This window comes from Streptomyces sp. NPDC104307 (assembly GCF_055584045.1).
Map to the genome: position 1 here is coordinate 254,200 of NZ_JBVJMU010000005.1, position 23,940 is coordinate 278,139.

Sequence of the window (23,940 nt, forward strand, 5' to 3'; positions counted from 1 at the left end):
GCGGTCGGCCGCCCCCGGTGCACACGTAGTACGGCCGGGTCGCGAAGCGGTGTGCCCCGACGGTCGCGTTCCCTCCGCCCGCGCGGTCAGCCCGACGGACGGACCCCGCCCAGCCCGGTGGCCAGCCAACTTCCGGCCCGCGCACGGAATTCGGCGGGCGGCAACGCCCCCGCACCCGCCGGGATCACGCCGAGCAGCGGTGCCCCCGCGGCCACCGGGAGATCCGTGAGATTGCAGCGCTCCGCCAGATCCGGCTCCGCGGGCATGCTGCCGACCACCACCCCGAGGCAGTCGAGCCCACGGGCGCGCAGCGCCTCCGAGGTCAGCGCCGTGGAGTTGAGCGTGCCGAGCCCGGCCGGTGCCACCACCAGGACCGGCGCCGAGAGCAGCCGCGCCGCGTCCGCCAGGGTGGCCCCCTCGTCGTCGAACCGTACGAGCAGCCCGCCCGCGCCCTCGACCAGGACGAGATCGTGCTCGGCCGCCAGCTTCCCGGCCGCCTCCGCCACCTCGTACGGGCGCACCGGCGGGAGACCGGCCCGTCTGGCGGCCGTGGCGGGCGCCAACGGTTCGGGGAAGCGGGACAGTTCGACGGCCGTCACGTGGCCGCCCGCCAGTCGTACGACCTCGGCGGCGTCGCCCGGCTCACCGGGTGCCAGCCCCGTCTGGGCCGGTTTGAGCACGGCCACCCGCTGTCCTGCGGAGGCCGCCGCCACGGCGGCGGTCACGATCGTCTTGCCGATCTCCGTGCCCGTACCCGTCACTACCAGAACGCTCATCTCACCCCTCCTGCGCCGCCGCGCACACCGCGCGGCAGATCCGTGCCACATCGTCGTCGCCGGTCACGTACGGCGGCATGGTGTAGACGAGGTCGCGGAACGGCCGCAGCCACACGCCCTCGCGCACCGCCGCCCCGGTCGCGGCCGCCATGTCCACCTCGTGGTCGAGCTGGACGACGCCGATGGCGCCGAGCACGCGCACGTCCCGGACCCCGGGCAGTTCCGCCGCGGCGGCCAGGCCCTCGCGCAGACCCGCCTCGATCCGTTTGACCTCCTGTTCCCAGTCCTGGCCGAGCAACAGCTCGATGGAGGCGCAGGCGACCGCAGAGGCCAGCGGATTGCCCATGAAAGTCGGGCCGTGGGCGAGCACCGGCACCTCGCCGCGCGAGATGCCCCCGGCCACCTCGCTCGTGCACAGCGTCGCCGCCATCGTCAGATAGCCGCCGGTCAGGGCCTTGCCCACGCACATCACATCGGGGGAGACCCCGGCGTGTTCAGCGGCGAAGAGCTTCCCCGTACGGCCGAATCCGGTGGCGATCTCGTCGAACACCAGCAGCACACCGCTGGCGTCGCACGCCTCGCGCAGCACGCGCAGATAGCCCGGCGAGTGGAACCGCATCCCGCCGGCCCCCTGCACCACCGGCTCCACGATCACCGCGGCCAGCTCATCGGCGTGGTGCGCGATCAGTTCCCGCAGGTGCGTCGCGTACGCGGCGTCCGGCTCCGCGTCGAAACCGGCCGGAGGCTCGTCCGCGAAGACCTGCCGCGGCAGCGCCCCCGACCACAGTTCGTGCATACCGCCCTCGGGGTCGCACACCGACATGGGCTGCCAGGTGTCCCCGTGGTACCCGCCGCGCCAGGTCAGCAGCCGCTGCTTCGCCGGCCGGCCGGCCGAACGCCAGTACTGGAGGCACATCTTGACGGCGACCTCGACCGAGACCGAGCCGGAGTCGGCGAGGAACACGTGCTTCAGCGGTTCCGGGGTGATCTCGACCAGCCGGGCCGCCAGCCGCACGGCGGGCTCATGGGTGAGCCCGCCGAACATCACATGGCTCATCCGGTCCAGCTGGCCCCGGGCCGCCTCGTTGAGCACCGGATGGTTGTAGCCGTGCACCGCCGACCACCAGGACGACATGCCGTCGACCAGCTCGTGCTGCCCGTGGGCCGGTTCGGCGAGCCGGAGCCGTACCCCGGACGCGGACTCCACGACCAGCGGCTCCTGCCGGCCCGGCATCGGACCGTAGGGGTGCCAGACGTGGGCCCGGTCCAGGTCGCGCAGAGCGGCGGGGGAGAGCGGCTCAGGCATTGGGTGCGAGATCCGTTCCCGCGCCGCGACGGCGGACCGACACCAGATCCGTGCGGGCCGCTGGGACCTCGGCGGGTTCGGTGGTCTCCGCCTCCGCCTCGGGGCCCTCGCCGCAGGGGGCGCACCCGCCGGAGTGCGAACCGCAGGCGTCCGACTGCGAACCGCAGCCGCCGCCCGCGTCGGCGCGGTGCCGGGGGAGCGTGGTCGTGCCCGCGCCCTCGACCTCGAAACCGGCGTCCGCGATCATGTCGAGGTCGGCCTGTCCGGCCTGGCCCTCGCTCGTCAGATAGTCGCCCAGGAAGATCGAGTTGACCAGGTGCAGGGCGAGCGGCTGCATCGAACGCAGATGCACCTCACGCCCGCCGGCGAGCCGTACCTCGACATCCGGGCAGACGAAGCGCACCATCGCCAGGATCCGCAGGCAGCGCTGCGGAGTCAGGTTCCACTCCTTGGCCAGCGGCGTCCCCTCGAACGGGATCAGGAAGTTGACCGGTACCGAGTCGGGGTCGAGCTCGCGCAGCGCGAAGACGACATCGACCAGATCGGAGTCGCTCTCGCCCATCCCGGCGATCAGCCCGGAACAGGCGGAGAGCCCGGCCGCCTGCGCCTGGTGCACCGTCTCCACCCGGTCCGCGTAGGTGTGGGTGGTCGTGATCTCCCCGTACGTCCCCTCGGACGTGTTGAGGTTGTGGTTGTACGCGTCGGCCCCCGCAGAGCGCAGCCGGCCGGCCTGACCGTCGGAGAGCAGACCGAGGCAGGCGCAGACCTCGACGCCCTGGTTCTGTTCCTTGATCGCCTCGATGGTCTGCGAGACCCGGTCGACGTCCCGGTCGGTCGGGCCCCGGCCACTGGCCACCAGACAGACCCGCTTGGCACCGCCCGCCACCCCGGCGGCGGCCGCCTTCGACGCCTCATCGGGCTTCAGCCAGGTGTACTTGAGGATCTCGGCCTTGGAGCCCAGCCGCTGCGAGCAGTACGAGCAGTCCTCGGGGCAGAGCCCCGACTTCAGATTGACCAGATAGTTGAGCTTCACGCGCCGCCCGAACCACTGACGGCGTACCTTTCCGGCCGCGGCCACCACGTCGAGCAGATCGTCGTCAGGGGTGGCCAGTACGGCGAGCGCTTCTTCACGGGTCGGCAGCTCGCGCCGCAGCCCCTTCTCCGCCAGCGTGTTCAGGAGGTCCATGGCGATGATCCTGACGCACGGCACGCCTCCGAGCCAAGGAAGAACCGGACAACAGAGAGCCATCAGGGTGTGTGCATGGCCACACCCTGTCCGGCTTCGCCCCCGGTTAAGGTCTGTGAGTTGCCTACAAAAGGGACTGCCCATGCCCTTCGCCCCGTTCGACTGGATCGACGACGAGGCCCGCCGCCGCGCGGACGCCGGACTGGTCCGGACGCTCCGGCCCCGGCCCGCGGAACCGGAACTGCTGGACCTCGCCAGCAACGACTACCTCGGGCTGACCAGACACCCGGAAGTGACCGGGGCTGCGGCAGATGCCGCGCGCCGCTGGGGTGCGGGGGCCACCGGATCGCGCCTGGTGACCGGTTCCACCGCGCTGCACGCCGAGCTCGAACGGGAACTGGCCGACTTCTGCGGTTTCGAGGCGGCCCTCGTGCTGTCCTCCGGCTACGCGGCCAACCTCGCCGCCCTCACCGCCCTCACCGGACGGGGCGCCCTGATCGTGTCGGACGCGGGCAACCACGCCTCGATCGTCGACGGCTGCCGGCTCTCCCGGGCCGAGACCGCCGTCGTGCCGCACGCGGACCCCGACGCAGTGCGCAAGACCCTGCACGCGCACGACGGCAGGGCGCTGGCGGTCACCGACTCGGTCTTCTCCGTCGACGGCGACGCCGCTCCGCTGGGCGCACTGGCCGAGGCCTGCCACGACGAGGACGCCGCGCTGCTCGTCGACGACGCGCACGGTCTGGGGGTCCTCGGCGAGGGCGGGCGCGGCGCGCTCGCGGCCGCGGGCCTGGCGGGCGCGGAGGGCGTCGTCGCCACGCTCACCCTCTCCAAGTCGCTGGGCAGTCAGGGCGGCGCGGTCCTCGGTCCCGCCCGCGTCATCGACCACCTGGTCAACACCGCCCGCACGTTCATCTTCGACACCGGGCTCGCCCCGGCCGCCGCCGGCGCCGCACTCGGCAGCCTGCGGCTGCTGCGCCGCGAACCGGAACGGGCGGGCCGGGCCCGTACGGTCGCCACCGCGCTGTACGACCGGCTGACCTCGGCCGGTCTGACCGCTGTACGGCCGGACGCGGCCGTGGTCTCGGTGCGGGCGCCCTCGGCCGACGCGGCGGTCCGCTGGGCGGCCGACTGCCGTGCGGCAGGTATGGCGGTGGGGTGCTTCCGGCCGCCCTCGGTACCGGACGGCATCTCCCGGCTGCGGCTGACCGCACGCGCCGACCTGACGGACGAGCAGATCGCGACCGCGGTCACGATCGTGCGGCGGACCGCTCCGGGCGCCTGAGACGACACCCGCGTCGTCCGGCGCCGTCGACCGGCCCGCCGCGTCGCGTCAGCGGACCGGGCCGAGGCACAGACCGGCGACGAAGGAGGTCCAGGCCTCGGCCGAGAACTGCAGCGGTGGCCTGGACACATCCTTGGAGTCACGCACGGCCAGCCGTCTGCCGCCGAACGGCGCGGCTTCCACGCAGTTGTTCATTCCCGTGCTGCGGCTGCTGCGCCGCCACCGTAACGCGTGCTGTGCGAGGCAATCCGACATGACGCCCCCCTCGGGCAGTCCGTAGTTACTGACCGCCGCGGTCGATCGTGGCGATCAGGTCCAACGAGTGCTCCGGCGACAGCGCGTGCGCCTGCAGAGTGCGGAAGGCCGAGCTGTACGCCTCAAGGTCTTCTTTCCGCTCCAGATAGAGGCTACTCGTCAGGTGGTCAAGAACGACCACATCCAGATCAGAAGTGCTCGGAAACGAGAAGATTACGAAAGGTCCGGTGAGGCCGACATAGCCGCCCACCGAGAAGGGCAGTAACTGGAGGTTCACATGCGGAAGCCGGGCCAGCCGGATGAGATGGCGGAGTTGCTCCCGCATGACCCGCCGGCCGCCCACCGCGCGCCTCAGCACCGCCTCGTCGAGCACCGCGCTCAGCCTGAGCGGCGGATCGCTCCTGAGTACCCCCTGCCGGGCGAGCCGCACCTCGACCAGCGAGTCCAACTGGCCGGCCGGTAAACCGTCGAGCGAGGCCCGGGTCACCGCGCGTGCGTAGTCCGCTGTCTGCAACAGGCCCGGAACCACCGAGGTTTCCAGGGTGCGGGCGGTGCGCGCCTGTGACTCCAGACTGATGAAGTCGCGGTACTGGGGCGGGATGAGCCCGCGATATGCGTGCCACCAGCCCGCGCCGCCACCGCCCGCGGAGCCCGCGAGTGTCTCCAGGACCTCCCGCAACTGCGGGTCGTCCACCGCGTACGCGTCCAGCAGCCGACTGACGTCCGCCGGCCGCACCCCGCTGACACCCGTCTCGATCCGGCTCACCTTCGACTGGTGCCAGCCGAGCAGTTGCGCGGCCTCCCGGCTGGTGAGGCCGGAAGTGTGGCGCAGACTCCGCAACTCCTCCCCGAGCTTGCGGCGTCGCACCGCAGGGCCGTGCTGCATATGGTGGCTCCCCTCCCGGTCCGGCCGGCCACTGCGGGCCGAGCGGACAGTGTGCCGCTCCCGCACGGTATCCAGCGAAGAGTTCACCGCTTTGAGCGACAGATATATGCATATCTTGGTGGATCGTCGTCACAGAGGGCAGCATCAGTGGCAATCTGGCGCGAAGCACAGCACGGACCGATCGCGGGTCGGTTCCGGGCGGGAAAGGGGCGGCCGGCCATGGCGGACCAACAAGAGGCGAGCGTCACGCTGCCGAGCGAGCCGGTTTCGGTCTCCGCGGCCCGCAGGTACGTGGCCCGGGTATTGGCCGAATGGGGGCTGTCGGACGGGAGCGATGCCGCCGACACCGTCCGGCTCATCGTCTCCGAGCTCGCCACCAACGCCGTCCAGCACACGTTCGGCCAGTCGCCCACCTTCACCGTGGACCTCCGCCTGGAACGCGATGAACAGCTGCACCTCGGGGTGACGGACAGTCACCCGCGCTGGCCCCAGCGGCTGCCCGCCGCCGTCCAGCAGGACAACGGGCGCGGCATGGTGATCATCCGCTCGCTGGCCAAGGAGTACGGCGGCCGGCTGACCGTCACACCCACCGCCGAGGGCGGCAAGACCGTCTGGATCATGCTCCCCTGGAGCGTCCCCGTCCAGAGCTGACCCCACCGGGGCCCCGGGGTCACTGCGCCGCGGTGGAGCGGCTGAACCCGCTGCGCAGCAGGGCCCGCAGGGTCGCCGCCGCGGCGCTCGACCGGTCGCCGCGGTGCACCACGGAGATGGTCCGCCGGAACGCGGCCGGCTCCAGCCTCCGCACCGACAGCGGCGTCGGTGACATCGCCGCGACCATCTCGGGCACCACCGCGATCCCGATGCCCGCGCTGACGAGCGCGCACACCAGCGCATAGCCGGGCGACTCGCAGACCACCGCGGGCAGGGCGCCCGCCTCGGCCAGCGCGTTCTCCACACCGCGCCGCGGCGGATGCGTGGGCGCGCTGCTGATCAGCGGCCGGCCCGCGAGGTCCGTCACCGGCAGCCGCCCGCTGCCGTCGGCCAGCACCTGACCGACGGCGGTGATCAGTACCAGCTCCTCGACGAGCAGGGGCTCGGCGCTGATGCCCGAGGGCAGCGGCGCCGTGGCGGCCGGTTCGTACGCGTGCGTCAGCGCGAGATCGACCTCTCCCGAGGCCACGGCCGCCACCCCGCCGGGCGGCTCGTACTCCGTGACGAGCAGCTCCACATCCGGGTGCGCCCGGCGGAAGGCGCTCAGCACCGGGGGCAGCAGATGGATGCCGGCCGTCGTGAAGGTGCCGACCCGCAGCCGCCCGCCGGAGAGCCCGGACAGCCGGGCCAGCTCGTGGCGCGCCTGGTCCATCTCGTCCAGGACCCGCCGGGCCCGGCCCGCGAGCAGCTCGCCCGCGGCGGTGAGCCGGGCGCCCCGGTGGTGCCGGACCAGCAGCGCGGCGCCGGCCTCCCGCTCCAGCTTGGCGAGCTGCTGGGAGAGCGCGGGAGCGGTATAGCCCAGCCGGGCGGCGGCCCGGGTGATCGAACCGGCCTCCGCGACCGCCACCAGCGCCGCCAGCCGTGTCGGGTCGTACATTAAGCGTTCCTTTTGGCAGACCCACAAGATTGCAAGTACATGCTAAAGGCCGTTCGGGTCCAGGGTGGAGCCATGGACGCCCAACTGACCGCCTTCCTCGGAGTCGCCGCCGTCATGGTCGCGCTCCCCGGAGCGGACTTCACCGTCGTCGTACGCAACGCTCTCGCCTCGCGCTCCGCGGGGGTGGCGACCGCGCTGGGCGTGGCCGGTGGCCTGCTCGTACACACCGCGCTCGCCGTCGCCGGGCTGGCCGCCGTGCTGGTGGCGGTGCCGGTGCTGTTCCGCACGGTTCAGCTCCTTGGCGGGGCGTACGTGCTCTACCTGGGCATCAGTGCGCTGCGTGCGGCCCGGCGCGGCCCCGGGCAGGCGGGGGGCGCCGAAGCCGCGGCCGGCCGGGGCGACGGCCCGCACGCCGCGAACGGGACGCGGCGCGCACTGCGCCAGGGCTTCCTGACCAACGCGCTGAACCCCAAGGCGCCGGTGCTCTTCCTCAGCCTGCTTCCGCAGTTCGTCCCGTCCGGGGCCGCCCCGCTGCCCCGGACGCTGCTGCTCGCCGCGATCGTCGTGCTGTTCGCGCTGATCTGGTTCCCGGCCGTGGCGCTCCTGGTGGACCGGCTGGGCCGGTGGCTGCGCCGGCCGCGCACCGCCCGCGCGATCGAGGGCGGCAGCGGCGCGGCACTCACCGTACTGGGGGCGGTGCTGGTGACCGGCACCCTGCTGCACTGATGCGGGGTGCGCGTCGCGTCCTGTGGCGGGGCGGTGGTGTCAGCTGACCCGGCCGTAGTAGACGCTCTTCGTCCAGATCCTCTCCAGCCGCACCACGGCACCGGTCTTCGGCGAGTGCCAGATCTTTCCGCTGCCCGCGTAGATGCCCACGTGGAAGACGCTGCGGCCGGAGTGGAAGAAGACCAGATCGCCGCGCTGCCGCTTCGAGGCCGAGATGTGGCGGGTCTTGTTGTACTGCTGCTGGGCCGTGCGCGGGAGCTTCTTGCCCGCCTTCTTGAACGAATACAGCGTCAGACCCGAACAGTCGAAACGGCTGGGGCCGCTGGCGCCCCACCGGTACGGCGATCCCTTCTTCGACGCGGCGATGTTGAGCGCCTTCATCGAATGAGTCGCGGCCTGGGCGTCGGTCACGGCGCCGGGGACGAACAGCGTGCCGCCGACTGCGGCGAGAGTGAGAACCGAGGCCGTCGTGGCCCGGGTGAGGAGAGACGGGACATGAACCTGCGCACTCATGCGCAACCCTTCGTCAGCCGCCTGTGAAGGATGACCTGTCGGGTTCGGGCTGGCGAAGTCGCCCGGCCGCACGTGGCGGCTTCACCCCGAGGGACGACCGGATCCCCGGTCGGCCCGTTGTGCTCGGGTCCTCCACTCCTGCCGATCCACTCCTGTCGACCAGGCATCCGGACAGCGGCAGGACTCGGCGTCCGCCCGGACCGCCCCGCCGCGGTGGCGGGGGCTTGCCGTCCCAGGGATCTTGACTCACCGAACGCCGGATTTCCGAGGTGAAACGGTGATATGTGAGGCTCATCACCTTTGACCTGTTTGGGTGGACAAGGGGCCTTACGGGGAGTTTCCGCACCTCTCCTTCCGGGGCCGTACCAGGGGCGGAACGGGAGATTTCGCCCATGACCCACTTCGAAAGCGCAAGTTGGCCTGTCCCTCCCGCGAGGTAACACCTACGCCGAACGAGCGAGATAATTCGGTCCGCCCGTCGGGCGTGTCGGCGCAAGGGAGTTGATCAACTCGGCGGGTCGGGTGGCACGGTGAGCCGCCCGGCGCGGCGTTCCCCGTCCAGCACCCGTAACGCTCGCGTCAACGTGGCGGAGTGGATCCGGCTTTCACCCCGCTCGTGCATCATCGTGAGCGCGTCCCGTAGCGCCGCGGCGTGCGAGGCGAGCGCCTGTGCGGCGCGCAGGGCCCGGTAGGTGTCGTCGGCGCGGGCCGGGTTGATCCGGCCCAGCTGGTCGACGACCTCCAGGTAGCGGTCGATGAACTCGCCCTCCGCGCGGGTCAGGGCGGGCAGCGGCGGGAACTCGGGTGGCCGCATCGCGGGTTCACCCCGCGGCGGGCGGCAGCGCGGGCCCGCGGTTCTGCACGATGTGGTCGATCAGTCCGTAGGCCCTGGCGCCCTCGGCGTCGAGGATCAGGTCGCGCTCGGTGTCGGCGGTGATCTCCTCGGTGGAGCGGCCGGTGTGACGGACCAGCATGCCCGTCAGCGTCTCGCGCATCCGGAGCAGTTCCCGCGCCTCGATCTCCAGGTCGGACGGCTGTCCCTGCACCGGCTCGGCGAGTTCGGGCTGCTGCATCACGACCCGTGCGCCGGGCAGTGCGTGCCGCCGGCCGGGAGCTCCCGCGGCCAGCAGGACGGCCGCGCCGGCGCCCGCCTGGCCGAGGCAGAAGGTCTCCACCGCGCAGGTGAGGTAGGCCATCGTGTCGTACACCGCCGTCATGGCTCCGAACGAGCCGCCGGGGGAGTTGATGTAGAGCTGGATGGGCCGGTCGGGTGCGTCGTGCTCCAGGTACATGAACTGCGCGACCAGGTCGTTGGCCGCGACGTCGTCGACCGGGGTACCGAGGAAGACGACACGTTCGGCCAGCAGCTTGGAGTACGGATCGAGCGTGCGCGTCCCCTGGGACGTGCGCTCGGTGAACTCGGGAAGTACGTAACGGGCGGCGGGGCGGTGCATGGCGCGGGACCTCTCCTCCGGGCGTGCGGGCCTCATGGGGGCGCCGCGCACGCTTCCGTAAAAAATGTACAGGACGTACGGAAGTTACGATGTGGAGCATGGCCTACGAGATTCCGGTGACGCAAGCCCGAGCTGAGCTCGCCGAGCTGATCAACCGCGTCGTCTACGGCGGTGAGCGAGTGGTCGTGACGCGGCACGGCAAGCCGCTCGTGGCCCTGGTGTCGGCCGCTGACCTGGAGAGACTTGAGGACGAGGAGACGGCGGAGCAGGAGCAGGTGATCAGTTCGGTCTCCTCGATCCACTCCTCCTCTTCCGCTTCCGGCGAACGGAGCCGCTTCGGGATCGCGGCGGAACACCGAGGGCGGCACGACCCCGGGACCTGATACGGAAACGCCGTGCGCCCCCGGCCCGTGGAGGGCGGAGGGCGCACGGCATCGCGCGGGGTGTGTCAGCCGGCCAGTGCGGGCTGACGCTCGGGCGTGGCGGCGGGATTCGCGGTCCTGATCCCTCGGCGGCCGCCGACGAGTACCGCGGCCAGCCCCAGTGCGGCCCACAGACTGAGGGCGAGGAGTGGCAGGCCCGCCGCGTTGCCGTCGAAGAACGCGACGGAGCGCAGCAGCGATCCGCCCGCGCCCGGCGGCAGCCACTGGCCGATCGCGCCGATCGGCCGGGGGAGCAGCTCCGGTGCGCTGGTGACGCCCGAGAAGGGGTTGCCCACCAGCACCATCACCAGCGACCCCAGCCCGACGCCCGCCGTGCCGATCAGCGCGGCGAGCCCCGCCACCGTCCCGCCGATCGCGAGCACGGTGAGCCCGAACGCGCCCGCCTCGCTCCACCAGTCGCCGGTCAGCGCGCCGAGCCAGCTGTCCGTGAGCGCGGCGGCCACCATCCCCACCAGGGCGGCGACCCCGAGCAGTGCCGCGGCCGCCCGGCCGCCGCGCAGGCCCAGCAGGGTCACCGCGGCCCCCGTGGCGACGCCCGCGATGGCCAGGGGCAGGATGCTCGACCCGAGGACGCTGCCGCGCGGATCCGCGGCCGGGGCCGCCACCACGTCCGTGACCGGGACCGCCACGCCGTCCGGGGCCTGGGCGGCGACCGCGTCGTGCAGCAGCTGGGCCACCACCGGGCTTGCCGCGGACGCGGTCAGCAGTTCGGGGCCCCGCGCGGTGACCGCGACCGCCCCGTATACGGTCCGGTGCTCGATCGCGGTGCGGGCGGCGGCCCCGGAGTCGTACCGGTGGATCTCGAAGGCGCCGTCCCGCGCCTCCAGCCGGTCCTGGAGCTGATCGGCGGCCGGTCCCGAGCCCACCACGCCGACGGGCAGATCGCGCGGGGCCATCCGGGCGGCGGGCCAGGTGAAGGCCCAGAGGACCAGGGCCACCACGAAGGGGACCAGGAGAACGACCGCCACCAGGCGGCGGTTGGGGGCAGCGGACATGACGCGGGCCTCGATTCGAAGAGACTGATCGATCTGGAGTCGTTAAAGAGAATGATCGTTCGTTTTATCTGGCTCCACTGTTCCGTCGGCGGTGGAGCTTGTCAAGAAGGAACGTTCGTTTTAGATTGAAGGCATGGCCCGTGTATCCCAGGAACACCTCGATGCCCGCCGCCGGCAGATTCTCGACGGCGCCGCCCGCTGCTTCGCCCGCGACGGCTTCCACGGCACCTCGATGCAGGACGTGCTGAAGGAGGTCGGGCTGTCGGCGGGCGCCGTCTACCGCTACTTCAGCGGCAAGGACGATCTGATCGCAGCCATCGCGGGGGAGGCGGTCGCCGGCGTCAGGCAGGCGTTCGAGCGGGCCTCCCGGGTCGACCCGCCGCCCACGCCCGACGTCCTGATCGGCCGCGTGGTGCGCACCCTGTTCGCCGAAGGGGTGGACGGGGGGCGCGGCCTTGACCGGCGGGCGTACGCCGGGCTGATCGTGCAGGTGTGGTCCGAGGCCCTGCGCAGCGACCGGCTGGCGGCCACCCTCGTCGAGGCGTACGGGGGGCTGCGGGCGTCCTGGTCCGAGCTGGTCGGGGTCTACCGCGAGCGGGGCGTGCTCACCGCCGACGTGCCGGACGAGCGGGTCGCGCGCATGCTGATCGCCGCCGCCCAGGGGTTCATCGTCCAGATGGCGATGTTCGGTGACCCCGGTCCCGAGACCATGGAGGACGGCCTGCGGGGGCTCATGTCCATGGATGTGCAAAAGATCAGTTAACGCGCCGGAAAAACTTCGGCTCTAACGTGCAATACCTCGCCGCGCGGCACCAGTTCGGTATTCAACAGTCTGTTGAAGAGGGCTAGTGTCGCGCTGCGCCCAGGGCCGGTACTGGGCGGACGACTGTGAGGTGGACACGTGCAACTGACCCCGCACGAGCAGGAACGTCTGCTCATTCACGTAGCCGCGGAGGTGGCGGAGAAGCGCCGCGCCCGCGGACTGCTGCTCAACCACCCCGAGGCGGTGGCCCTCATCACCGCCCATCTGATGGAGGGCGCCCGCGACGGCCGCACGGTCACCGAGCTGATGGCGTCCGGGCGCAAGGTGCTCAGCCGTGACGACGTCATGGACGGCATAGCCGAGATGATCCACGACGTGCAGGTCGAGGCGACCTTCCCGGACGGCACCAAGCTCGTCACCGTCCATGACCCGATCGTCTGACGGGCCGCCGCCGATGATCCCGGGCGAAATCCTGTACGCGGACGGGCCGGTGCCGCTCAACGAGGGCCGTACCGTCACCCGTCTCACCGTCCTCAACGCCGCCGACCGTCCGGTCCAGGTCGGCTCGCACTACCACTTCTCCGAGGCCAACCCCGGTCTGGAGTTCGACCGGACGGCAGCCCGCGGCCTGCGGCTGAACATCGCCGCCGGAACCGCTGTCCGCTTCGAGCCCGGTATACCCGTCGACATCGAACTCGTGCCCCTGGCCGGACGGCGGATCGTCCCCGGCCTGCGCGGCGAGACCGGAGGTGCTCTCGATGGCTGAACTCCATCGCGCCGTGTACGCGGACCTGTTCGGTCCCACCACCGGCGACCGGATCCGCCTCGCCGACACCGATCTGCTCGTGGAGATCGAGGAGGACCGCTGCGGCGGACTCGGACGCGCGGGCGACGAGGCGGTGTTCGGCGGCGGCAAGGTGATCCGCGAGTCCATGGGACAGGCGCGCACCACCCGCGCCGAGGGCGCCCCCGACACGGTGATCACCGGCGCCGTCATCATCGACCACTGGGGCATCGTCAAGGCGGACATCGGCATCCGCGACGGCCGGATCACCGGGATCGGCAAGGCCGGCAACCCGGACACCATGGACGGTGTCCATCCCGAACTGGTCATCGGTCCGGAGACCGAGATCATCGCGGGCAACGGGAAGTTCATCACCGCGGGCGCCATCGACGCCCATGTGCACTTCATCTCGCCGACCCTCATGGACCAGGCGCTCTCCAGCGGCATCACCACGCTCGTCGGCGGCGGCACCGGACCGGCAGAGGGCAGCAAGGCCACCACCATCACCCCGGGCCCCTGGCACCTCGCCCGGATGTTCGCCGCGCTGGAGGCCTACCCCGTCAACATCGGCCTGCTCGGCAAGGGCAACACGATGTCCCGCGACGCCATGCACTCCCAGCTGCGCGCCGGGGCGCTCGGATTCAAGATCCACGAGGACTGGGGGGCGACACCGGCCGTCATCGACGCCTGCCTGCGCGTCTGCGAGGAGACCGGCGCCCAGCTGGCCATCCACACGGACACGCTCAACGAGGCCGGGTTCGTCGCCGACACCCTGGCCGCCATCGCCGGGCGCTCCATCCACGCGTACCACACCGAGGGGGCCGGCGGCGGACACGCACCCGACATCATCAGCGTCGTCTCGGAGCCGTACGTCCTGCCCAGCTCCACCAACCCGACCCGGCCGCACACCGTCAACACCATCGAGGAACACCTCGACATGCTGATGGTCTGCCATCACCTCAACCCCACCGTCCCGGAAGATCTGGCCTTCGCGGAGTCACGGATCAGGCCCTCCACCATCGCGGCGGAGGACATCCTCCACGACCTCGGCGCCATCTCGATCATCTCCTCCGACTCCCAGGCCATGGGCCGCATCGGCGAAGTCGTCCTGCGCACCTGGCAGACCGCGCACGTGATGAAGAGGCGTCGTGGCGCACTGCCCGGTGACGGGCGCGCCGACAACCGCCGGGTCCGTCGCTATGTCGCCAAATACACCATCAACCCGGCGGTCGCCCAGGGCCTCGACCAGGAGATCGGCTCCGTCGAGAGCGGCAAGCTCGCTGATCTGGTGCTGTGGGAACCGGCGTTCTTCGGAGTGAAGCCGCAGACCGTCATCAAGGGCGGCCAGATCGCGTACGCGCAGATGGGGGACGCCAACGCCTCCATCCCGACCCCGCAGCCCGTCCTGCCCCGGCCGATGTTCGGCGCCGTCGGCCGGGCCCCGGCCGCCAACTCCTTCAACTTCGTGGCGCAGGCGGCGATCGATGACGGGCTGCCGGAACGGCTCGCACTCGGGAAGCGCTTCGTCCCGATCACCAGCACCCGGGGGGTCGGCAAGGCCGACATGCGGGAGAACGACGCACTGCCACGGGTCGACGTCGACCCCGACAGCTTCGCCGTCACCATCGACGGCGATCCGGTCGAACCGGCACCCGCCGCCGAACTCCCCATGGCCCAGCGCTACTTCCTCTTCTAGTTCCTTTGACCCTTCTGAGAGCGGTCCCCTGATGAACCGAGCAGCCCTGCTCGTACTGGCCGACGGCCGGTTCCCCGCAGGCGGCCACGCCCACTCCGGCGGCGCAGAACCGGCCGTCGAGGCCGGGCGCGTCCGCAACGCGGAGGACCTCGCCGCGTTCTGCCGGGGCCGCCTCCACACCGCCGGGCTGACCGCCGCAGCGCTCGCCGCGGCGGCCGCCCACGGGCACGACCCGCTCGCCCTCGACGAGGCCGCCGACGCCCGCACCCCCTCGCCGGCGCTGCGCGCGGTCGCCCGCAAGCTCGGCCGCCAGCTGATGCGGGCAGCCCGTGCGACCTGGCCCAGCGACGAACTCGACGCGCTCGCAAGGGCCCGGCCGCGTGGCGTCCATCAGCCCGTCGTGCTGGGTCTCACCGCCCGCGCGGCCGGGCTCGGTCCGGAGGACGCCGCGTACTGCGTCGCCTACGAAGCGGTGAGCGGACCGGCCACGGCGGTGGTCCGGCTGCTCTCCCTCAACCCGTTCGACGCCACCGCCGTCCTCGCCCGGCTCGCTCCCGAACTCGACCACGTCGCCGGGCTGGCGGCGGCCGCCGCAGCCGGGAGCATCGACGAACTGCCCGCCGCTTCCGCCCCGCTGCTCGACATCGCCGCCGAGGCCCACGCGGCCCGGCCGGTCCGGCTGTTCGCCTCGTAACCCCGCCCGAAGACCAGTCAGCAGATCAGCCCGCAGACCAGTCATAGACCAATCCGCAGACCTGCCCCGCAGACCCGCTCGTCGCCCCGAAACAGCACAGGAGCCGCACCATGCACCTCGACCACTCCCACCCCGGCCCGGCAGCCGTCGGCGCCGACGCCGCACGCCCCGACGGCACCCGGCGAGCCCTGCGCATCGGACTCGGCGGACCCGTCGGCTCCGGCAAGACCGCGACCGTGGCCGCGCTCTGCCGCACCCTGCGCGACCAGCTGTCCCTCGCGGTCGTCACCAACGACATCTACACCCGCGAGGACGCCGCGTTCCTGCTGCGCAACGCGGTACTGCCGCCCGAGCGGATCCAGGCCGTGGAGACCGGCGCCTGCCCGCACACCGCGATCCGCGACGACATATCCGCCAACCTCGAAGCCGTCGAGGACCTGGAGGACGCGGTGGGACCGCTCGACCTCATCCTCGTCGAATCCGGCGGCGACAACCTCACGGCCACCTTCTCCAAGGGGCTCGTCGACGCCCAGATCTTCATCATCGACGTGGCGGGCGGCGACGACATCCCGCGCAAGGGCGGACCCGGGGTCACCACGTCCGACCTGCTCGTCATCAACAAGACCGACCTGGCCCCCTACGTCGGCTCCGACCTCGGCCGGATGGCCCGGGACGCCGCCGAGCAGCGGGGCGAACTGCCCGTCCTGCTCACCTCGCTCACCTCCGGCGAGGGCGTCGGGCCGGTGGCCGACTGGGTGCGGGGGCGGCTCGCCTCCTGGAACGCGTGAGCGTCCGGGCCACCGCCCGCGTCACCGCCGTACCCGACGGACGCGGCGGCACCTCGCTGCCCGTCCTGGAGAGCGAAGGGCCCCTGGCCCCGCGGCGGACCAGGTCCCTGACGGCCGGAGCCGCCCGCGTCACCGTCGTCGGCGCGATGAGCGGGCCGCTCGGCGGTGACCGGCTCGCCATCGAGGTCAGGGCCGAGTCGGGAGCCCGGCTCACCGTCGACTCGGCCGCGGCGACGGTCGCGCTGCCCGGCCCGGGGCCCGGCAGCGGACCCGCCCACTACGAGGTACGGCTGACGGCGGGGGAGGGGGCCCGGCTCGACTGGCTGCCGGAACAGCTCATCTCCGCCCACGGCAGCGAACTGATCATGAGGACCACCGCGGAACTCGCCTCCACCGCAAGGCTGGTGCTGCGTGAGGAACAGATCCTCGGCCGCCACGGGGAGACCACCGGCACCTTGTTCAGCCGGCTCACCGTCCGTCGTGGCGGGCGCCCGCTCCTCGACCAGCAGACGGCCCACGGACCCGGGGCTCCCGGTGGCTGGGACGGTCCGGCCGTGCTCGGCGGCCATCGCGCCGTCGGACAACTGCTTTTCGTGGAACCGTCGTTCGAGGAGCGGGGGCCGGAGAGCAGGCTGCTGGGTCCGACCGCCGTGCTCACCCGCCTCGCCGGTCCCGCCGTGCTGGTCACCGCGGTGGCCGCCGACGCGAGGGAGCTGCGGGCCGTGCTGGACCACGCGCGGGAGGAGCTGAAGACCGACGGGCCCGGCTGACCGCTCACCCCGTACGGTCGTACCGCTCCAGCCAGGCGTCCTCCGCCGCGTAGTCGAAGAGCCCTGTTCCGTAGGACCGTGCCATGGCGGGGTAGGCGTCCGTCCAGTCGCGCCCCGCCAGTTGCGCGGTGATCCACTCGACGGTCTCCGGGAGCGACTCGGCGTAGCCCGTCACCGGCCGGTAGCCGAGCTCCTGTTCGGCGGCCGTCAGGTCGTAGACGATCGGATGAGGCGCGCCCCAGGGTGACAGGCCGACGCCCTCGGGCGGGGCGGCGCCCGCGATCAGCACGGTCTCGGTCTTCCGGCCCAGCACCGCGTCGACCGCCTCGCCGATCTCCGCGACCGTCGGGGCCTGCGGGTCGGCCGCGTTGAGCACCCGGGAGCCGGGGCGCAGGGCGGCCAGCCGGATCAGCTCGGCGGCGTTGGAGGAGTGCAGCGGATGGAAGCGCGAGCTGCCCCCGTACGCCAGCACGCGCCGGGCGCGGCCGTCCAGAGCGCGTTTCACGAAGTAGAGCTCGCGCGGCGAGCGGCAGTGCGGACCGTGCACCGCGCCCGCCCGCAACAGAGTGACGGGCAGTGCCTCTCCCGCCGCGAGGAGATCCCGCTCCAGCTGGATCTTCCGGGTCCCGTACGTGGCCTCGCCCGGCGGGACGGTGGGCTGCGACTCCGGTATCGGCACCGGGTAGCACGGTGATCCGTCGGGCTCGCCCTGCGTGTCGAAGCTGCGGCCGCGCTCGTCCGCGTACACCGCGCCGCTGGAGACGACGACGGCCGAACCGATCCGGTCCGCGAGACCGGTCAGCTGCCGGGCGTGCTCTCCGTCGTACGCGACCATGTCGACCAGTACGTCGCAGCCGTCCCCGAGCGCCGCCGCGAGCGCGCCCTCCTCGTCGCGGTCGAGTGCGACCGTGCGCACCCCCTCTTCCCAGCGGTCGTCACGGCCTCCGCGGCGCGAGGCCGCGGTGACCGTCCACCCGTCCTCGACGAGTGAGCGCACGGCCGCCCGCCCGATCTGGCCCGTCGCTCCCAGCACCCATGCGTGTCCCTTGCTCATGCAAAGCACACTATGAGGCGCGCGGGGCCCCGACCAGCGGGGTTCACCGATCGCGAATCCGCCGTCAGCGTCGCAGTTTTGGGAACTTTCCCGGGCGTTCCGCCTGTTCGGCGGCCTTCACCTTGGCCGCGTACTCATCGACGTACTCCTGTCCGGAGAGGCTCAGGATCGCGTACATGATCTCGTCGGTGACCGCCCGGATCGCCGCCTTCTCGTTCTCCAGCCCGGCGTAGCGGGAGAAGTCCAGCGGTTCGCCGAAGCGGATGGTGACCTGCTTGAGGCGCGGCACGACCTTGCCGGGAGGCTGGATCTCGAAGGTGCCGACCATGGCGCACGGCACCACCGGCACCTGCCCCTTGATGGCCATCACCGCGACCCCGACCTTGCCCTTGTAGAGCCGGCCGTCGTGCGAACGGGTGCCCTCCGGATAGATGCCCAGCAGCTCACCCCTGCTCAGCACCCCGAGCCCCTCGCGGATCGCGGCCTGTCCCGCCTCCTTCCCGGACCGGTCCACCGGGATCTGGCCGGCGCTCCGGAAGAACGCGGCGGTCAGCCGGCCCTTCACACCGGGACCGGTGAAGTACTCGGCCTTCGCGAGGAAGGTGATGCGGCGTTTGATGATCGCGGGCATCAGGAAGTGGTCGGAGAACGACAGGTGATTGCCGGCGATGATCGCCGCGCCGTCCGCCGGAATGTGCTCCGTGCCCTCGATGTCGGGACGGAAGAACAACCGCAGCAGCGGCCCCAGGACGACGTACTTGAGCAGGTAATAGAACACGGGGCGGCTCCCAGTTCGACTCCACAGCTGCGTTGTGCCAGGTCAGCGGAGATCTCGGCAGAGGACACCATATGTGCAGCCGTCGACCCGTCTACCCGCCCCCGGGCAAGTCGATGCCGGTGCGACGGCATCGGCTCCGGGACGCCCGGAACCACACCGCCCCCTGCCGGATGTCCGGCAGGGGGCGGTGGAGCGGGCGGGGCGGGTGGAGCGGGTGGGAGGACGGTCAGGGCGCGGTGCCCCAGGAGAGCGCGCCGGTCACGTACACGCCGATCTTCGGCGCGTCGGCGTAGCTCGTGGTCGTCGAACGGCTGTAGTCGTCCGCCTCGTTGAAGTTGGACCAGTCGCTCTTGTTCAGCCTCAGCTGCATCTCACCCGTGGAGGCGCCGGCGGCGAGCGTGCCGCTGCCGAAGCCGACCTCCAGGTAGTGGCTGGCACCGGCCGCCGAGCTGCCGGAGGACTTCACGCCGTGGGTCAGGTTTCCGCAGCCGGTCACCGCGTAGTCGCAGGCGGTGCCGAAGGTGGCGGCCCCGGCCTCCGGGGTGAACCAGTACCGCACCTTCACCGTGGACAGGTCCACGGAGGTGCTGCCGGTGTTGACCAGTTGCAGACCCATCCGGATCTGGTTGTCGGTGGCGGAGGAGTCGGTGTTCTTGTACTGGACCTTGAGCGCGCCCGTCCCGGTCCCGCCGCCCGCGGAGGTGGTGGCGGAGAGCGCGCCGGAGGCCGCCGACACGTTGCCGGCCGCGTCCTTGGCCTTGACCGTGTAGCTGTAGGCGGTCGAGGCCGCCAGACCGGTGTCCGTGTACGAGGTCGTGGTGGTCGAGCCCACCTTCGTGCTGCCCCGGTACACGTCGTACCCCGTCACCCCGGTGTCATCGGTCGACGCGGTCCAGGACAGCGAGACGCTGCCGCTGGTCTTCGCCGTGACGGTCACCCCGGTGGGCGCGGTCGGCGCCTGGGTGTCGTCGTCATCGCCGCCACCACCCGGGGTCCCGTCGAGCGCGGGGTAGGCGTTGCGGACGAGCTCCTGGAACTGCGCGGAGAACCAGTGGCCCGCCAGCGGGGAGTTGGGCAGTGCGCCGGTCAGGTTGTTGCCGTTGCGTCCGTTACCGGTGTACGTGGGGTCGCACATCCGGTCGAAGCCCTTGCCCTCGTCGTTGTCGATGGGGGCGCTGTTGCCGTCCGACTCACCCGGCGGCTTGGCCCAGACGTACGCGTCGATGCCGGGCTCCGGGGCGGTGGTGGGACGTTCACCGACACCGGCGCCGCTCTGGTTGCACCAGTTGCCCGCGTGGATGCGCCGGTCGACCCGGCCGCCGTCGATGTAGGCGTCCACGCTGGTCTGCGGTCCGGGGCCGGTGGGCCGGTCGCTGCCGCCCCAGCCGTTGCGGGCGGTGTCGATCAGCATGCCGATGTTCGAGGCGAAGCCCTGGCTCACCAGCTCGGTGCGCAGCGCCTGGGCGAACGACAGCTCATCGGTGTAGTAGTTCCAGTCGATCCACTTGGACTGACGGACCTGAGCGCCGTTGACCGTGTCGGTGATCTTGAAGTTGGGCTCCTTGAGAGCCGAGTAGTTCGCCGTGTTCACGATGAAACCCGTGACGTCGGAGACCGTGGCCCCCTCGGACGTGGCGGCCTTCTTGAACTCCTGGGCGGCCGGGACGAAGTTGGAGTCCCAGCCCAGCCAGCCGTGGTGGGCGGCGTCGATGTAGTTGTACACGTTGGGAATGGCACCGAGGGTGTGCAGGGCGTAGCCGACCCCCTTCTCGTAGTTGCCGTTCGCCTTCATGGTCGCGCAGGCCTCGGTGGAGCCGGCCGAACCGCCCGCGTTGGTCACGATGTTGGGCAGCGAGTCGGGCTCGATGATCGTGACGATGCGCAGGTTCGCGTACGCCGGGTCCGCGAGGATCTCGGAGATCGGGTCGATGTACTCGTCCTTGTACCGGTCCAGCTCGGTCGGCCCGAGCTCCCCGTTGGACGCCAGCGCGGCGCAGTCCCGTCCCGGCAGGTCGTAGATGACGACCTGGAACAGGCTGGCGCCCTGGTCCAGCGCCGTGTCGAGGTGCTCGCGCAGGCTCATCGCCTCGGACGAGCCCTCGATGGCCGCGATGCGGTCCATCCAGACGAATCCCGGTTCGTCGGCGATGGCACTGCCGCCCGGCTCGGCCGCCGCCTTGGCGGACCAGTCGGGGTTCACGTATGCCGTGGCGCCCACATAGGGGTTGTCGACCCGTGCCGCCGCCGAGGCGGGGGCGGGGATGGCGACTGCCAGTGCCGCGCCCATGGCCAGGGCGGAGAGTGCGGCCAGCCTGCTGCGTAGCCGGTGCGTGATGGTGCCTCTGGTTCTCATTGCGGCTCCGTGCTCCTCTCGTACGTCTGCGGAAGCTCCCCGCAGACGGATTCGTGGGGTGTAGCCAGGGGCGGGACCGGTCGGTCCCGGTACCCCCTTCGGGCCGCCGTCGGAGGGGACGGCGGTCGGTGGTGTTGCCGGTGAGGCGTGTGGTGGTGCCCCGATGGCGGGTTCAGCGGGGCGGATGGGCGACCTGCCATCGGGAGTGCGGTGCGGTCGCGGCTGCGGTGCCGGTGGCGCGGCCGGAGTCGGCGGCCGCGTCGAAGCCGGACCAGTCGTGAACCCGTAGCGGGTGGTCACTTCCGGGAGGGTGACCGCTGTGGTATCGGCGTTCACGAGTTGGAGACCCCGGCTTTTTGCCAGGCGGGCCACGACGGTCCGCCGGCAGGTGGGGGACCGGGATTCGTCCGGAGCGGCGGCGCCCGCAGCGCTTTATCAAGCTCATGACAAACGCCTTCCTCTGCCGGGCGGCGAGGAGCGGGCCGGGAGCGCGGCTGCGCCCCGAAGCGCCCGTCTCGGCACCCGGTATTGGGGGAGAAGGGAGGGGAGTGGAGTGTGCAAGTCTTGATTGTGGGAGCGCTCCCAAGGTGGCGTGGTGATAGGCACCTGTCAAGACTTAAATCACAACTGGCTTACGGGTGCGTTAACGCGGCCATATGTCGAACGGGCCCTGGAAGAAGCCTTGTTGACGGCTCCCGGGGGCGGCTCCCGACCTCGCCCGCAGGTGTTCGCATACGCGTCGGGGCGGCTGCGAGGAGCGTCTCAGGGGCGTGTGCGGCGGCGCTCGTGATGGATGCGTACGGTGATGGCGAGGTGACCTTGCGTCGAATGCGTGCCGGTGCCGGGGCGGGGGTGGCGGAACGCGCGCCGGGTGCACCTGGATCGTGTGCGGTGCGGAAACGCATCTGTCCGGGCGGCGGTACCTCGTACATGTGCCGGCCGGGCGCATACTCTCCCGCTACGCAGAGTGCCGGACAGTCGCTCGGTGCCCGAGGGGCCGCGAAGTGCCCCCAGTCGAAGGTTTCCCCGTACGCGATGGCACACGGCGGCGAACGCGTGTCAGGGGCGCGCGGCGCGGCTGCTTGCCACGGCGGCGGTGCCGGGGTGGGGTGGACCCGCAGTTCCGAGCCACTGATCCCGGAGCACCGGAGCCCGACATGCGCGTGCGCGCCGCCCTTACCGCCGCCGTCCTCACCGCCCTGCTGCCCCTCGGTTCGGCCCTGCCCGCAGCGGCCGCACCGCACCCGGCGCCGGACCGTGGGGTTCTGCTGACCGTTTCCGGCAGCGCGAACACCTGGATCCGCGGGGTCGTCCTGCACTGCCCGCCGGGCGCTGACGACCGGCATCCCGACGCGCTCGGCGCCTGCGCGGCGCTCGACACGGCCGGCGGGGACTTCGACAACCTCGCCGGCGACCCGCACCCGTGCACCTATGAGGACGCCCCGGTGACCGTCACCGCCAAGGGCGTCCGGCAGGGCGACGCCGTCGACTGGCGGCACACGTACTCCAACGCATGCCTGATGGACGCGGCCACCGGCCCGGTGTTCCGCTTCTGAACCGCCAGGTCGTGAACCGCCGGGGCGTGAGCCGCCAGATCCTGAACCGCCGGGCTCCCGGTCACCGAGAGCCCGGCCCCGGGCTCAGGTCTCGCGCGTGGCGACCATTCCGATCGTGATCAGCCCCAGCACCACCCAGCCGAACCAGAGCCAGCCGTTGCTCCCCAGCGCCACCGTGTACCCGGTGACCGTCACCAGAGCACCTACGGTGAGCACTCCCATGGTCTTCGTGGATCCGGACATGCGCGCACGCTCCTCGTCGGCCGCGCGGCCGTTACCGCCATCGTCACCCCGAAGGCCTGTCCGGCGCTACTGTCCGCGCGCCTGCAACGAGGCGAGATACGCGTTGTACGCGTGAAGCTCCTGGTCACCGTCCCGGTCCGCCGCACGGTCCGAGCGCTTCGCGGTCCGCTGATCCGAGCGGTACCACTGGAAGACCAGGGCGAGCAGCACCAGCACCGACGGGATCTCACTGAACGCCCAGGCGATCCCGCCCGCCGCGTTCTGGTCGGACAGGGCGTCGATGCCGAGCGAGGCCGACGGGTTCTTGTAGACCTCGACCATGGGCTGGGAGGCCATCATCAGCGCGATGCCGAAGAACGCGTGGAACGGCATCCCGGCGAACAGCTCCAGCATCCGCAGCAGATAACCCGGGCGGTGCGGCCCCGGGTCGATGCCCATGATCGGCCAGAAGAAGACCAGACCGACCCCGAGGAAGTGCACCATCATCGCGAGGTGCCCGGCCGTCGAGCCCATCAGGAAGTCGAAGAGCGGCGTGAAGTACAGGCCGTACAGGCTGGCGATGAAGAGCGGGATGGTGAACACCGGATGCGTGATGATCTTCATGTACCGGCTGTGCAGCAGCATCAGGAGCAGCTCGCGCGGCCCCTTGCTGCCACGCGAAGCGACCGGCAGAGCACGCAGCGCGAGCGTCACGGGCGCGCCCAGCAGCAGCAGGATCGGCGACAGCATGCTGATCACCATGTGCTGCACCATGTGGACGCTGAACATGACCATGCCGTAGTCGTTGAGCTTGGTGCACATCACCAGGGCGATGCTCAGCACACCGATGACGAAGAAGACGATCCGGTTGACCGGCCACCCGTCCCCGCGCCCGCGCAGCCGCACCACCGCGTACCCGTACAGGAGCACGGCGAGCACGCAGCCGATCAGGAAGATCGGGTCCGCGGAGAACTGGAGCCCGCGTCCCAGCGTGAACGGCGGCAGATCCATGTTCATGCCGTGCCCGCTGTGATCCATCTGTTCACTCCTGTAGGGGGCGCCGGGACGT

27 protein-coding genes and 1 riboswitch are annotated in these 23,940 nt (G+C 71.5%); of the genes, 12 read left to right on the forward strand and 15 right to left on the reverse strand.

From position 1 onward, the window contains the following. Positions 1-86: 86 nt before the first annotated feature. From bioD to bioB, 3 genes are read right to left on the reverse strand one after another with little or no spacing between them, the layout of a single operon-like run. Entirely contained in the window at positions 87-776 is a 690-nt protein-coding gene (bioD, locus tag ACZ601_RS16310; RefSeq protein WP_469538067.1) for a dethiobiotin synthase, read from the reverse strand. 1 nt (position 777) lies between these two features. Beyond that, entirely contained in the window at positions 778-2,082 is a 1,305-nt protein-coding gene (locus ACZ601_RS16315) for an adenosylmethionine--8-amino-7-oxononanoate transaminase (protein WP_469538069.1), read from the reverse strand. Beyond that, complete coding sequence (gene bioB, locus ACZ601_RS16320; protein ID WP_469538071.1) at positions 2,075-3,268, reverse strand: biotin synthase BioB; 1,194 nt, start codon at positions 3,266-3,268, stop codon at positions 2,075-2,077. Before bioB ends, ACZ601_RS16315 begins: the two co-directional genes overlap by 8 nt. 142 nt (positions 3,269-3,410) lie before the next feature. Here bioB and ACZ601_RS16325 point away from each other — a divergent pair, with 142 nt between their 5' ends. Continuing rightward, on the forward strand, positions 3,411-4,553 hold the full coding sequence (locus tag ACZ601_RS16325; RefSeq protein ID WP_469538074.1) for an 8-amino-7-oxononanoate synthase: 1,143 nt from the start codon (positions 3,411-3,413) through the stop codon (positions 4,551-4,553). 48 nt (positions 4,554-4,601) lie between these two features. On the opposite strand, the gene ACZ601_RS16330 is transcribed toward ACZ601_RS16325, so the two are convergent. Continuing rightward, positions 4,602-4,808: a DUF397 domain-containing protein gene (locus tag ACZ601_RS16330; RefSeq protein WP_469538077.1), complete on the reverse strand. Its 207-nt coding sequence runs from the start codon at positions 4,806-4,808 to the stop codon at positions 4,602-4,604. 25 nt (positions 4,809-4,833) lie between these two features. Further along, on the reverse strand, positions 4,834-5,694 hold the full coding sequence (locus tag ACZ601_RS16335) for a helix-turn-helix domain-containing protein (RefSeq protein ID WP_440576692.1): 861 nt from the start codon (positions 5,692-5,694) through the stop codon (positions 4,834-4,836). Positions 5,695-5,913: 219 nt separating this feature from the next. Here ACZ601_RS16335 and ACZ601_RS16340 point away from each other — a divergent pair, with 219 nt between their 5' ends. Continuing rightward, a complete protein-coding gene (locus ACZ601_RS16340) occupies positions 5,914-6,345 on the forward strand; it encodes an ATP-binding protein (protein WP_469538080.1) in 432 nt (143 codons plus the stop codon). Positions 6,346-6,364: 19 nt separating this feature from the next. Here ACZ601_RS16340 and ACZ601_RS16345 read toward each other — a convergent pair whose 3' ends face one another. Further along, positions 6,365-7,282, reverse strand: a complete 918-nt coding sequence (locus tag ACZ601_RS16345; protein ID WP_469538083.1) for a LysR family transcriptional regulator — start codon at positions 7,280-7,282, stop codon at positions 6,365-6,367. Positions 7,283-7,354: 72 nt separating this feature from the next. On the opposite strand from ACZ601_RS16345, the gene ACZ601_RS16350 reads away from it, so the two are divergent. After that, on the forward strand, positions 7,355-8,008 hold the full coding sequence (locus ACZ601_RS16350; RefSeq protein ID WP_469538086.1) for a LysE family translocator: 654 nt from the start codon (positions 7,355-7,357) through the stop codon (positions 8,006-8,008). A 39-nt stretch (positions 8,009-8,047) separates the two neighbouring features. On the opposite strand, the gene ACZ601_RS16355 is transcribed toward ACZ601_RS16350, so the two are convergent. The 3 genes from ACZ601_RS16355 to ACZ601_RS16365 form a co-directional block, all read right to left on the reverse strand. Beyond that, positions 8,048-8,521, reverse strand: coding sequence for a C40 family peptidase (locus tag ACZ601_RS16355; protein WP_440576688.1), 474 nt, complete (start codon positions 8,519-8,521; stop codon positions 8,048-8,050). 28 nt (positions 8,522-8,549) lie between these two features. Beyond that, positions 8,550-8,628, reverse strand: a riboswitch (cyclic di-AMP (ydaO/yuaA leader). 398 nt (positions 8,629-9,026) lie between these two features. After that, a complete protein-coding gene (locus ACZ601_RS16360; protein ID WP_440576687.1) occupies positions 9,027-9,335 on the reverse strand; it encodes a hypothetical protein in 309 nt (102 codons plus the stop codon). Positions 9,336-9,342: 7 nt separating this feature from the next. Further along, complete coding sequence (locus ACZ601_RS16365; protein ID WP_469538090.1) at positions 9,343-9,975, reverse strand: ATP-dependent Clp protease proteolytic subunit; 633 nt, start codon at positions 9,973-9,975, stop codon at positions 9,343-9,345. Between the two features lie 98 nt (positions 9,976-10,073). Between ACZ601_RS16365 and ACZ601_RS16370 the strand changes: the two genes are divergently transcribed. Beyond that, on the forward strand, positions 10,074-10,358 hold the full coding sequence (locus ACZ601_RS16370; protein WP_469538093.1) for a type II toxin-antitoxin system Phd/YefM family antitoxin: 285 nt from the start codon (positions 10,074-10,076) through the stop codon (positions 10,356-10,358). Positions 10,359-10,423: 65 nt separating this feature from the next. Here ACZ601_RS16370 and ACZ601_RS16375 read toward each other — a convergent pair whose 3' ends face one another. After that, positions 10,424-11,413 (reverse strand): ABC transporter permease, encoded by a 990-nt coding sequence (locus tag ACZ601_RS16375; protein ID WP_469538096.1) that lies wholly within the window; start codon positions 11,411-11,413, stop codon positions 10,424-10,426. A gap of 133 nt (positions 11,414-11,546) precedes the next feature. Between ACZ601_RS16375 and ACZ601_RS16380 the strand changes: the two genes are divergently transcribed. The 7 genes from ACZ601_RS16380 to ACZ601_RS16410 all read left to right on the forward strand — a co-directional run bounded on the left by ACZ601_RS16380 (position 11,547) and on the right by ACZ601_RS16410 (position 16,908). After that, on the forward strand, positions 11,547-12,176 hold the full coding sequence (locus ACZ601_RS16380) for a TetR/AcrR family transcriptional regulator (protein WP_469538098.1): 630 nt from the start codon (positions 11,547-11,549) through the stop codon (positions 12,174-12,176). A gap of 138 nt (positions 12,177-12,314) precedes the next feature. After that, the gene (locus ACZ601_RS16385; RefSeq protein ID WP_311307100.1) at positions 12,315-12,617 is read left to right on the forward strand and encodes an urease subunit gamma; all 303 of its coding nucleotides are present in this window, start codon (positions 12,315-12,317) and stop codon (positions 12,615-12,617) included. Between the two features lie 13 nt (positions 12,618-12,630). Further along, positions 12,631-12,942, forward strand: a complete 312-nt coding sequence (locus ACZ601_RS16390) for an urease subunit beta (RefSeq protein ID WP_440578174.1) — start codon at positions 12,631-12,633, stop codon at positions 12,940-12,942. After that, a complete protein-coding gene (locus tag ACZ601_RS16395; protein ID WP_469538101.1) occupies positions 12,935-14,656 on the forward strand; it encodes an urease subunit alpha in 1,722 nt (573 codons plus the stop codon). Before ACZ601_RS16390 ends, ACZ601_RS16395 begins: the two co-directional genes overlap by 8 nt. A 31-nt stretch (positions 14,657-14,687) precedes the next feature. Continuing rightward, a complete protein-coding gene (locus tag ACZ601_RS16400) occupies positions 14,688-15,350 on the forward strand; it encodes an urease accessory protein UreF (protein WP_469538104.1) in 663 nt (220 codons plus the stop codon). 110 nt (positions 15,351-15,460) lie between these two features. Next, on the forward strand, positions 15,461-16,138 hold the full coding sequence (ureG, locus tag ACZ601_RS16405) for an urease accessory protein UreG (protein WP_024493327.1): 678 nt from the start codon (positions 15,461-15,463) through the stop codon (positions 16,136-16,138). Continuing rightward, the gene (locus tag ACZ601_RS16410; RefSeq protein ID WP_469538107.1) at positions 16,135-16,908 is read left to right on the forward strand and encodes an urease accessory protein UreD; all 774 of its coding nucleotides are present in this window, start codon (positions 16,135-16,137) and stop codon (positions 16,906-16,908) included. The genes ureG and ACZ601_RS16410 overlap by 4 nt, the downstream gene beginning before the upstream one ends. A gap of 4 nt (positions 16,909-16,912) precedes the next feature. On the opposite strand, the gene ACZ601_RS16415 is transcribed toward ACZ601_RS16410, so the two are convergent. The 3 genes from ACZ601_RS16415 to ACZ601_RS16425 all read right to left on the reverse strand — a co-directional run bounded on the left by ACZ601_RS16415 (position 16,913) and on the right by ACZ601_RS16425 (position 21,093). Continuing rightward, on the reverse strand, positions 16,913-17,962 hold the full coding sequence (locus ACZ601_RS16415; protein ID WP_469538110.1) for an NAD-dependent epimerase/dehydratase family protein: 1,050 nt from the start codon (positions 17,960-17,962) through the stop codon (positions 16,913-16,915). Between the two features lie 64 nt (positions 17,963-18,026). After that, positions 18,027-18,740, reverse strand: a complete 714-nt coding sequence (locus ACZ601_RS16420; protein WP_469538113.1) for a lysophospholipid acyltransferase family protein — start codon at positions 18,738-18,740, stop codon at positions 18,027-18,029. Between the two features lie 226 nt (positions 18,741-18,966). Next, complete coding sequence (locus ACZ601_RS16425) at positions 18,967-21,093, reverse strand: glycoside hydrolase family 6 protein (RefSeq protein WP_469538115.1); 2,127 nt, start codon at positions 21,091-21,093, stop codon at positions 18,967-18,969. 1,157 nt (positions 21,094-22,250) lie between these two features. On the opposite strand from ACZ601_RS16425, the gene ACZ601_RS16430 reads away from it, so the two are divergent. Beyond that, a complete protein-coding gene (locus ACZ601_RS16430; protein ID WP_469538118.1) occupies positions 22,251-22,649 on the forward strand; it encodes an SSI family serine proteinase inhibitor in 399 nt (132 codons plus the stop codon). An 84-nt stretch (positions 22,650-22,733) separates the two neighbouring features. Here the strand turns inward: ACZ601_RS16430 and ACZ601_RS16435 are convergent, their stop codons facing one another. Beyond that, positions 22,734-22,892, reverse strand: a complete 159-nt coding sequence (locus ACZ601_RS16435; RefSeq protein ID WP_037778359.1) for a hypothetical protein — start codon at positions 22,890-22,892, stop codon at positions 22,734-22,736. Between the two features lie 66 nt (positions 22,893-22,958). Beyond that, positions 22,959-23,909, reverse strand: a complete 951-nt coding sequence (locus ACZ601_RS16440; RefSeq protein ID WP_440576590.1) for a cytochrome c oxidase assembly protein — start codon at positions 23,907-23,909, stop codon at positions 22,959-22,961. Positions 23,910-23,940 lie beyond the last annotated feature (31 nt).

Bases quoted from the DNA above. Each gene is read 5' to 3' on its own strand.
- ACZ601_RS16360 (WP_440576687.1), bottom strand. From the start codon at position 9,335: ATGCGGCCACCCGAGTTCCCGCCGCTGCCCGCCCTGACCCGCGCGGAG.
- ACZ601_RS16435 (WP_037778359.1), bottom strand. From the start codon at position 22,892: ATGTCCGGATCCACGAAGACCATGGGAGTGCTCACCGTAGGTGCTCTG.
- ACZ601_RS16395 (WP_469538101.1), top strand. From the start codon at position 12,935: ATGGCTGAACTCCATCGCGCCGTGTACGCGGACCTGTTCGGTCCCACC.
- ACZ601_RS16440 (WP_440576590.1), bottom strand. From the start codon at position 23,909: ATGGATCACAGCGGGCACGGCATGAACATGGATCTGCCGCCGTTCACG.
- ACZ601_RS16425 (WP_469538115.1), bottom strand. From the start codon at position 21,093: ATGAGAACCAGAGGCACCATCACGCACCGGCTACGCAGCAGGCTGGCC.
- ACZ601_RS16415 (WP_469538110.1), bottom strand. From the start codon at position 17,962: ATGAGCAAGGGACACGCATGGGTGCTGGGAGCGACGGGCCAGATCGGG.
- ACZ601_RS16375 (WP_469538096.1), bottom strand. From the start codon at position 11,413: ATGTCCGCTGCCCCCAACCGCCGCCTGGTGGCGGTCGTTCTCCTGGTC.
- ACZ601_RS16370 (WP_469538093.1), top strand. From the start codon at position 10,074: ATGGCCTACGAGATTCCGGTGACGCAAGCCCGAGCTGAGCTCGCCGAG.
- ACZ601_RS16345 (WP_469538083.1), bottom strand. From the start codon at position 7,282: ATGTACGACCCGACACGGCTGGCGGCGCTGGTGGCGGTCGCGGAGGCC.
- ACZ601_RS16325 (WP_469538074.1), top strand. From the start codon at position 3,411: ATGCCCTTCGCCCCGTTCGACTGGATCGACGACGAGGCCCGCCGCCGC.
- ACZ601_RS16340 (WP_469538080.1), top strand. From the start codon at position 5,914: ATGGCGGACCAACAAGAGGCGAGCGTCACGCTGCCGAGCGAGCCGGTT.
- ACZ601_RS16355 (WP_440576688.1), bottom strand. From the start codon at position 8,521: ATGAGTGCGCAGGTTCATGTCCCGTCTCTCCTCACCCGGGCCACGACG.
- bioB (WP_469538071.1), bottom strand. From the start codon at position 3,268: ATGGACCTCCTGAACACGCTGGCGGAGAAGGGGCTGCGGCGCGAGCTG.
- ACZ601_RS16335 (WP_440576692.1), bottom strand. From the start codon at position 5,694: ATGCAGCACGGCCCTGCGGTGCGACGCCGCAAGCTCGGGGAGGAGTTG.
- ACZ601_RS16400 (WP_469538104.1), top strand. From the start codon at position 14,688: ATGAACCGAGCAGCCCTGCTCGTACTGGCCGACGGCCGGTTCCCCGCA.
- ACZ601_RS16380 (WP_469538098.1), top strand. From the start codon at position 11,547: ATGGCCCGTGTATCCCAGGAACACCTCGATGCCCGCCGCCGGCAGATT.
- ACZ601_RS16390 (WP_440578174.1), top strand. From the start codon at position 12,631: ATGATCCCGGGCGAAATCCTGTACGCGGACGGGCCGGTGCCGCTCAAC.
- ACZ601_RS16365 (WP_469538090.1), bottom strand. From the start codon at position 9,975: ATGCACCGCCCCGCCGCCCGTTACGTACTTCCCGAGTTCACCGAGCGC.
- ACZ601_RS16330 (WP_469538077.1), bottom strand. From the start codon at position 4,808: ATGTCGGATTGCCTCGCACAGCACGCGTTACGGTGGCGGCGCAGCAGC.
- bioD (WP_469538067.1), bottom strand. From the start codon at position 776: ATGAGCGTTCTGGTAGTGACGGGTACGGGCACGGAGATCGGCAAGACG.
- ureG (WP_024493327.1), top strand. From the start codon at position 15,461: ATGCACCTCGACCACTCCCACCCCGGCCCGGCAGCCGTCGGCGCCGAC.
- ACZ601_RS16430 (WP_469538118.1), top strand. From the start codon at position 22,251: ATGCGCGTGCGCGCCGCCCTTACCGCCGCCGTCCTCACCGCCCTGCTG.
- ACZ601_RS16315 (WP_469538069.1), bottom strand. From the start codon at position 2,082: ATGCCTGAGCCGCTCTCCCCCGCCGCTCTGCGCGACCTGGACCGGGCC.
- ACZ601_RS16350 (WP_469538086.1), top strand. From the start codon at position 7,355: ATGGACGCCCAACTGACCGCCTTCCTCGGAGTCGCCGCCGTCATGGTC.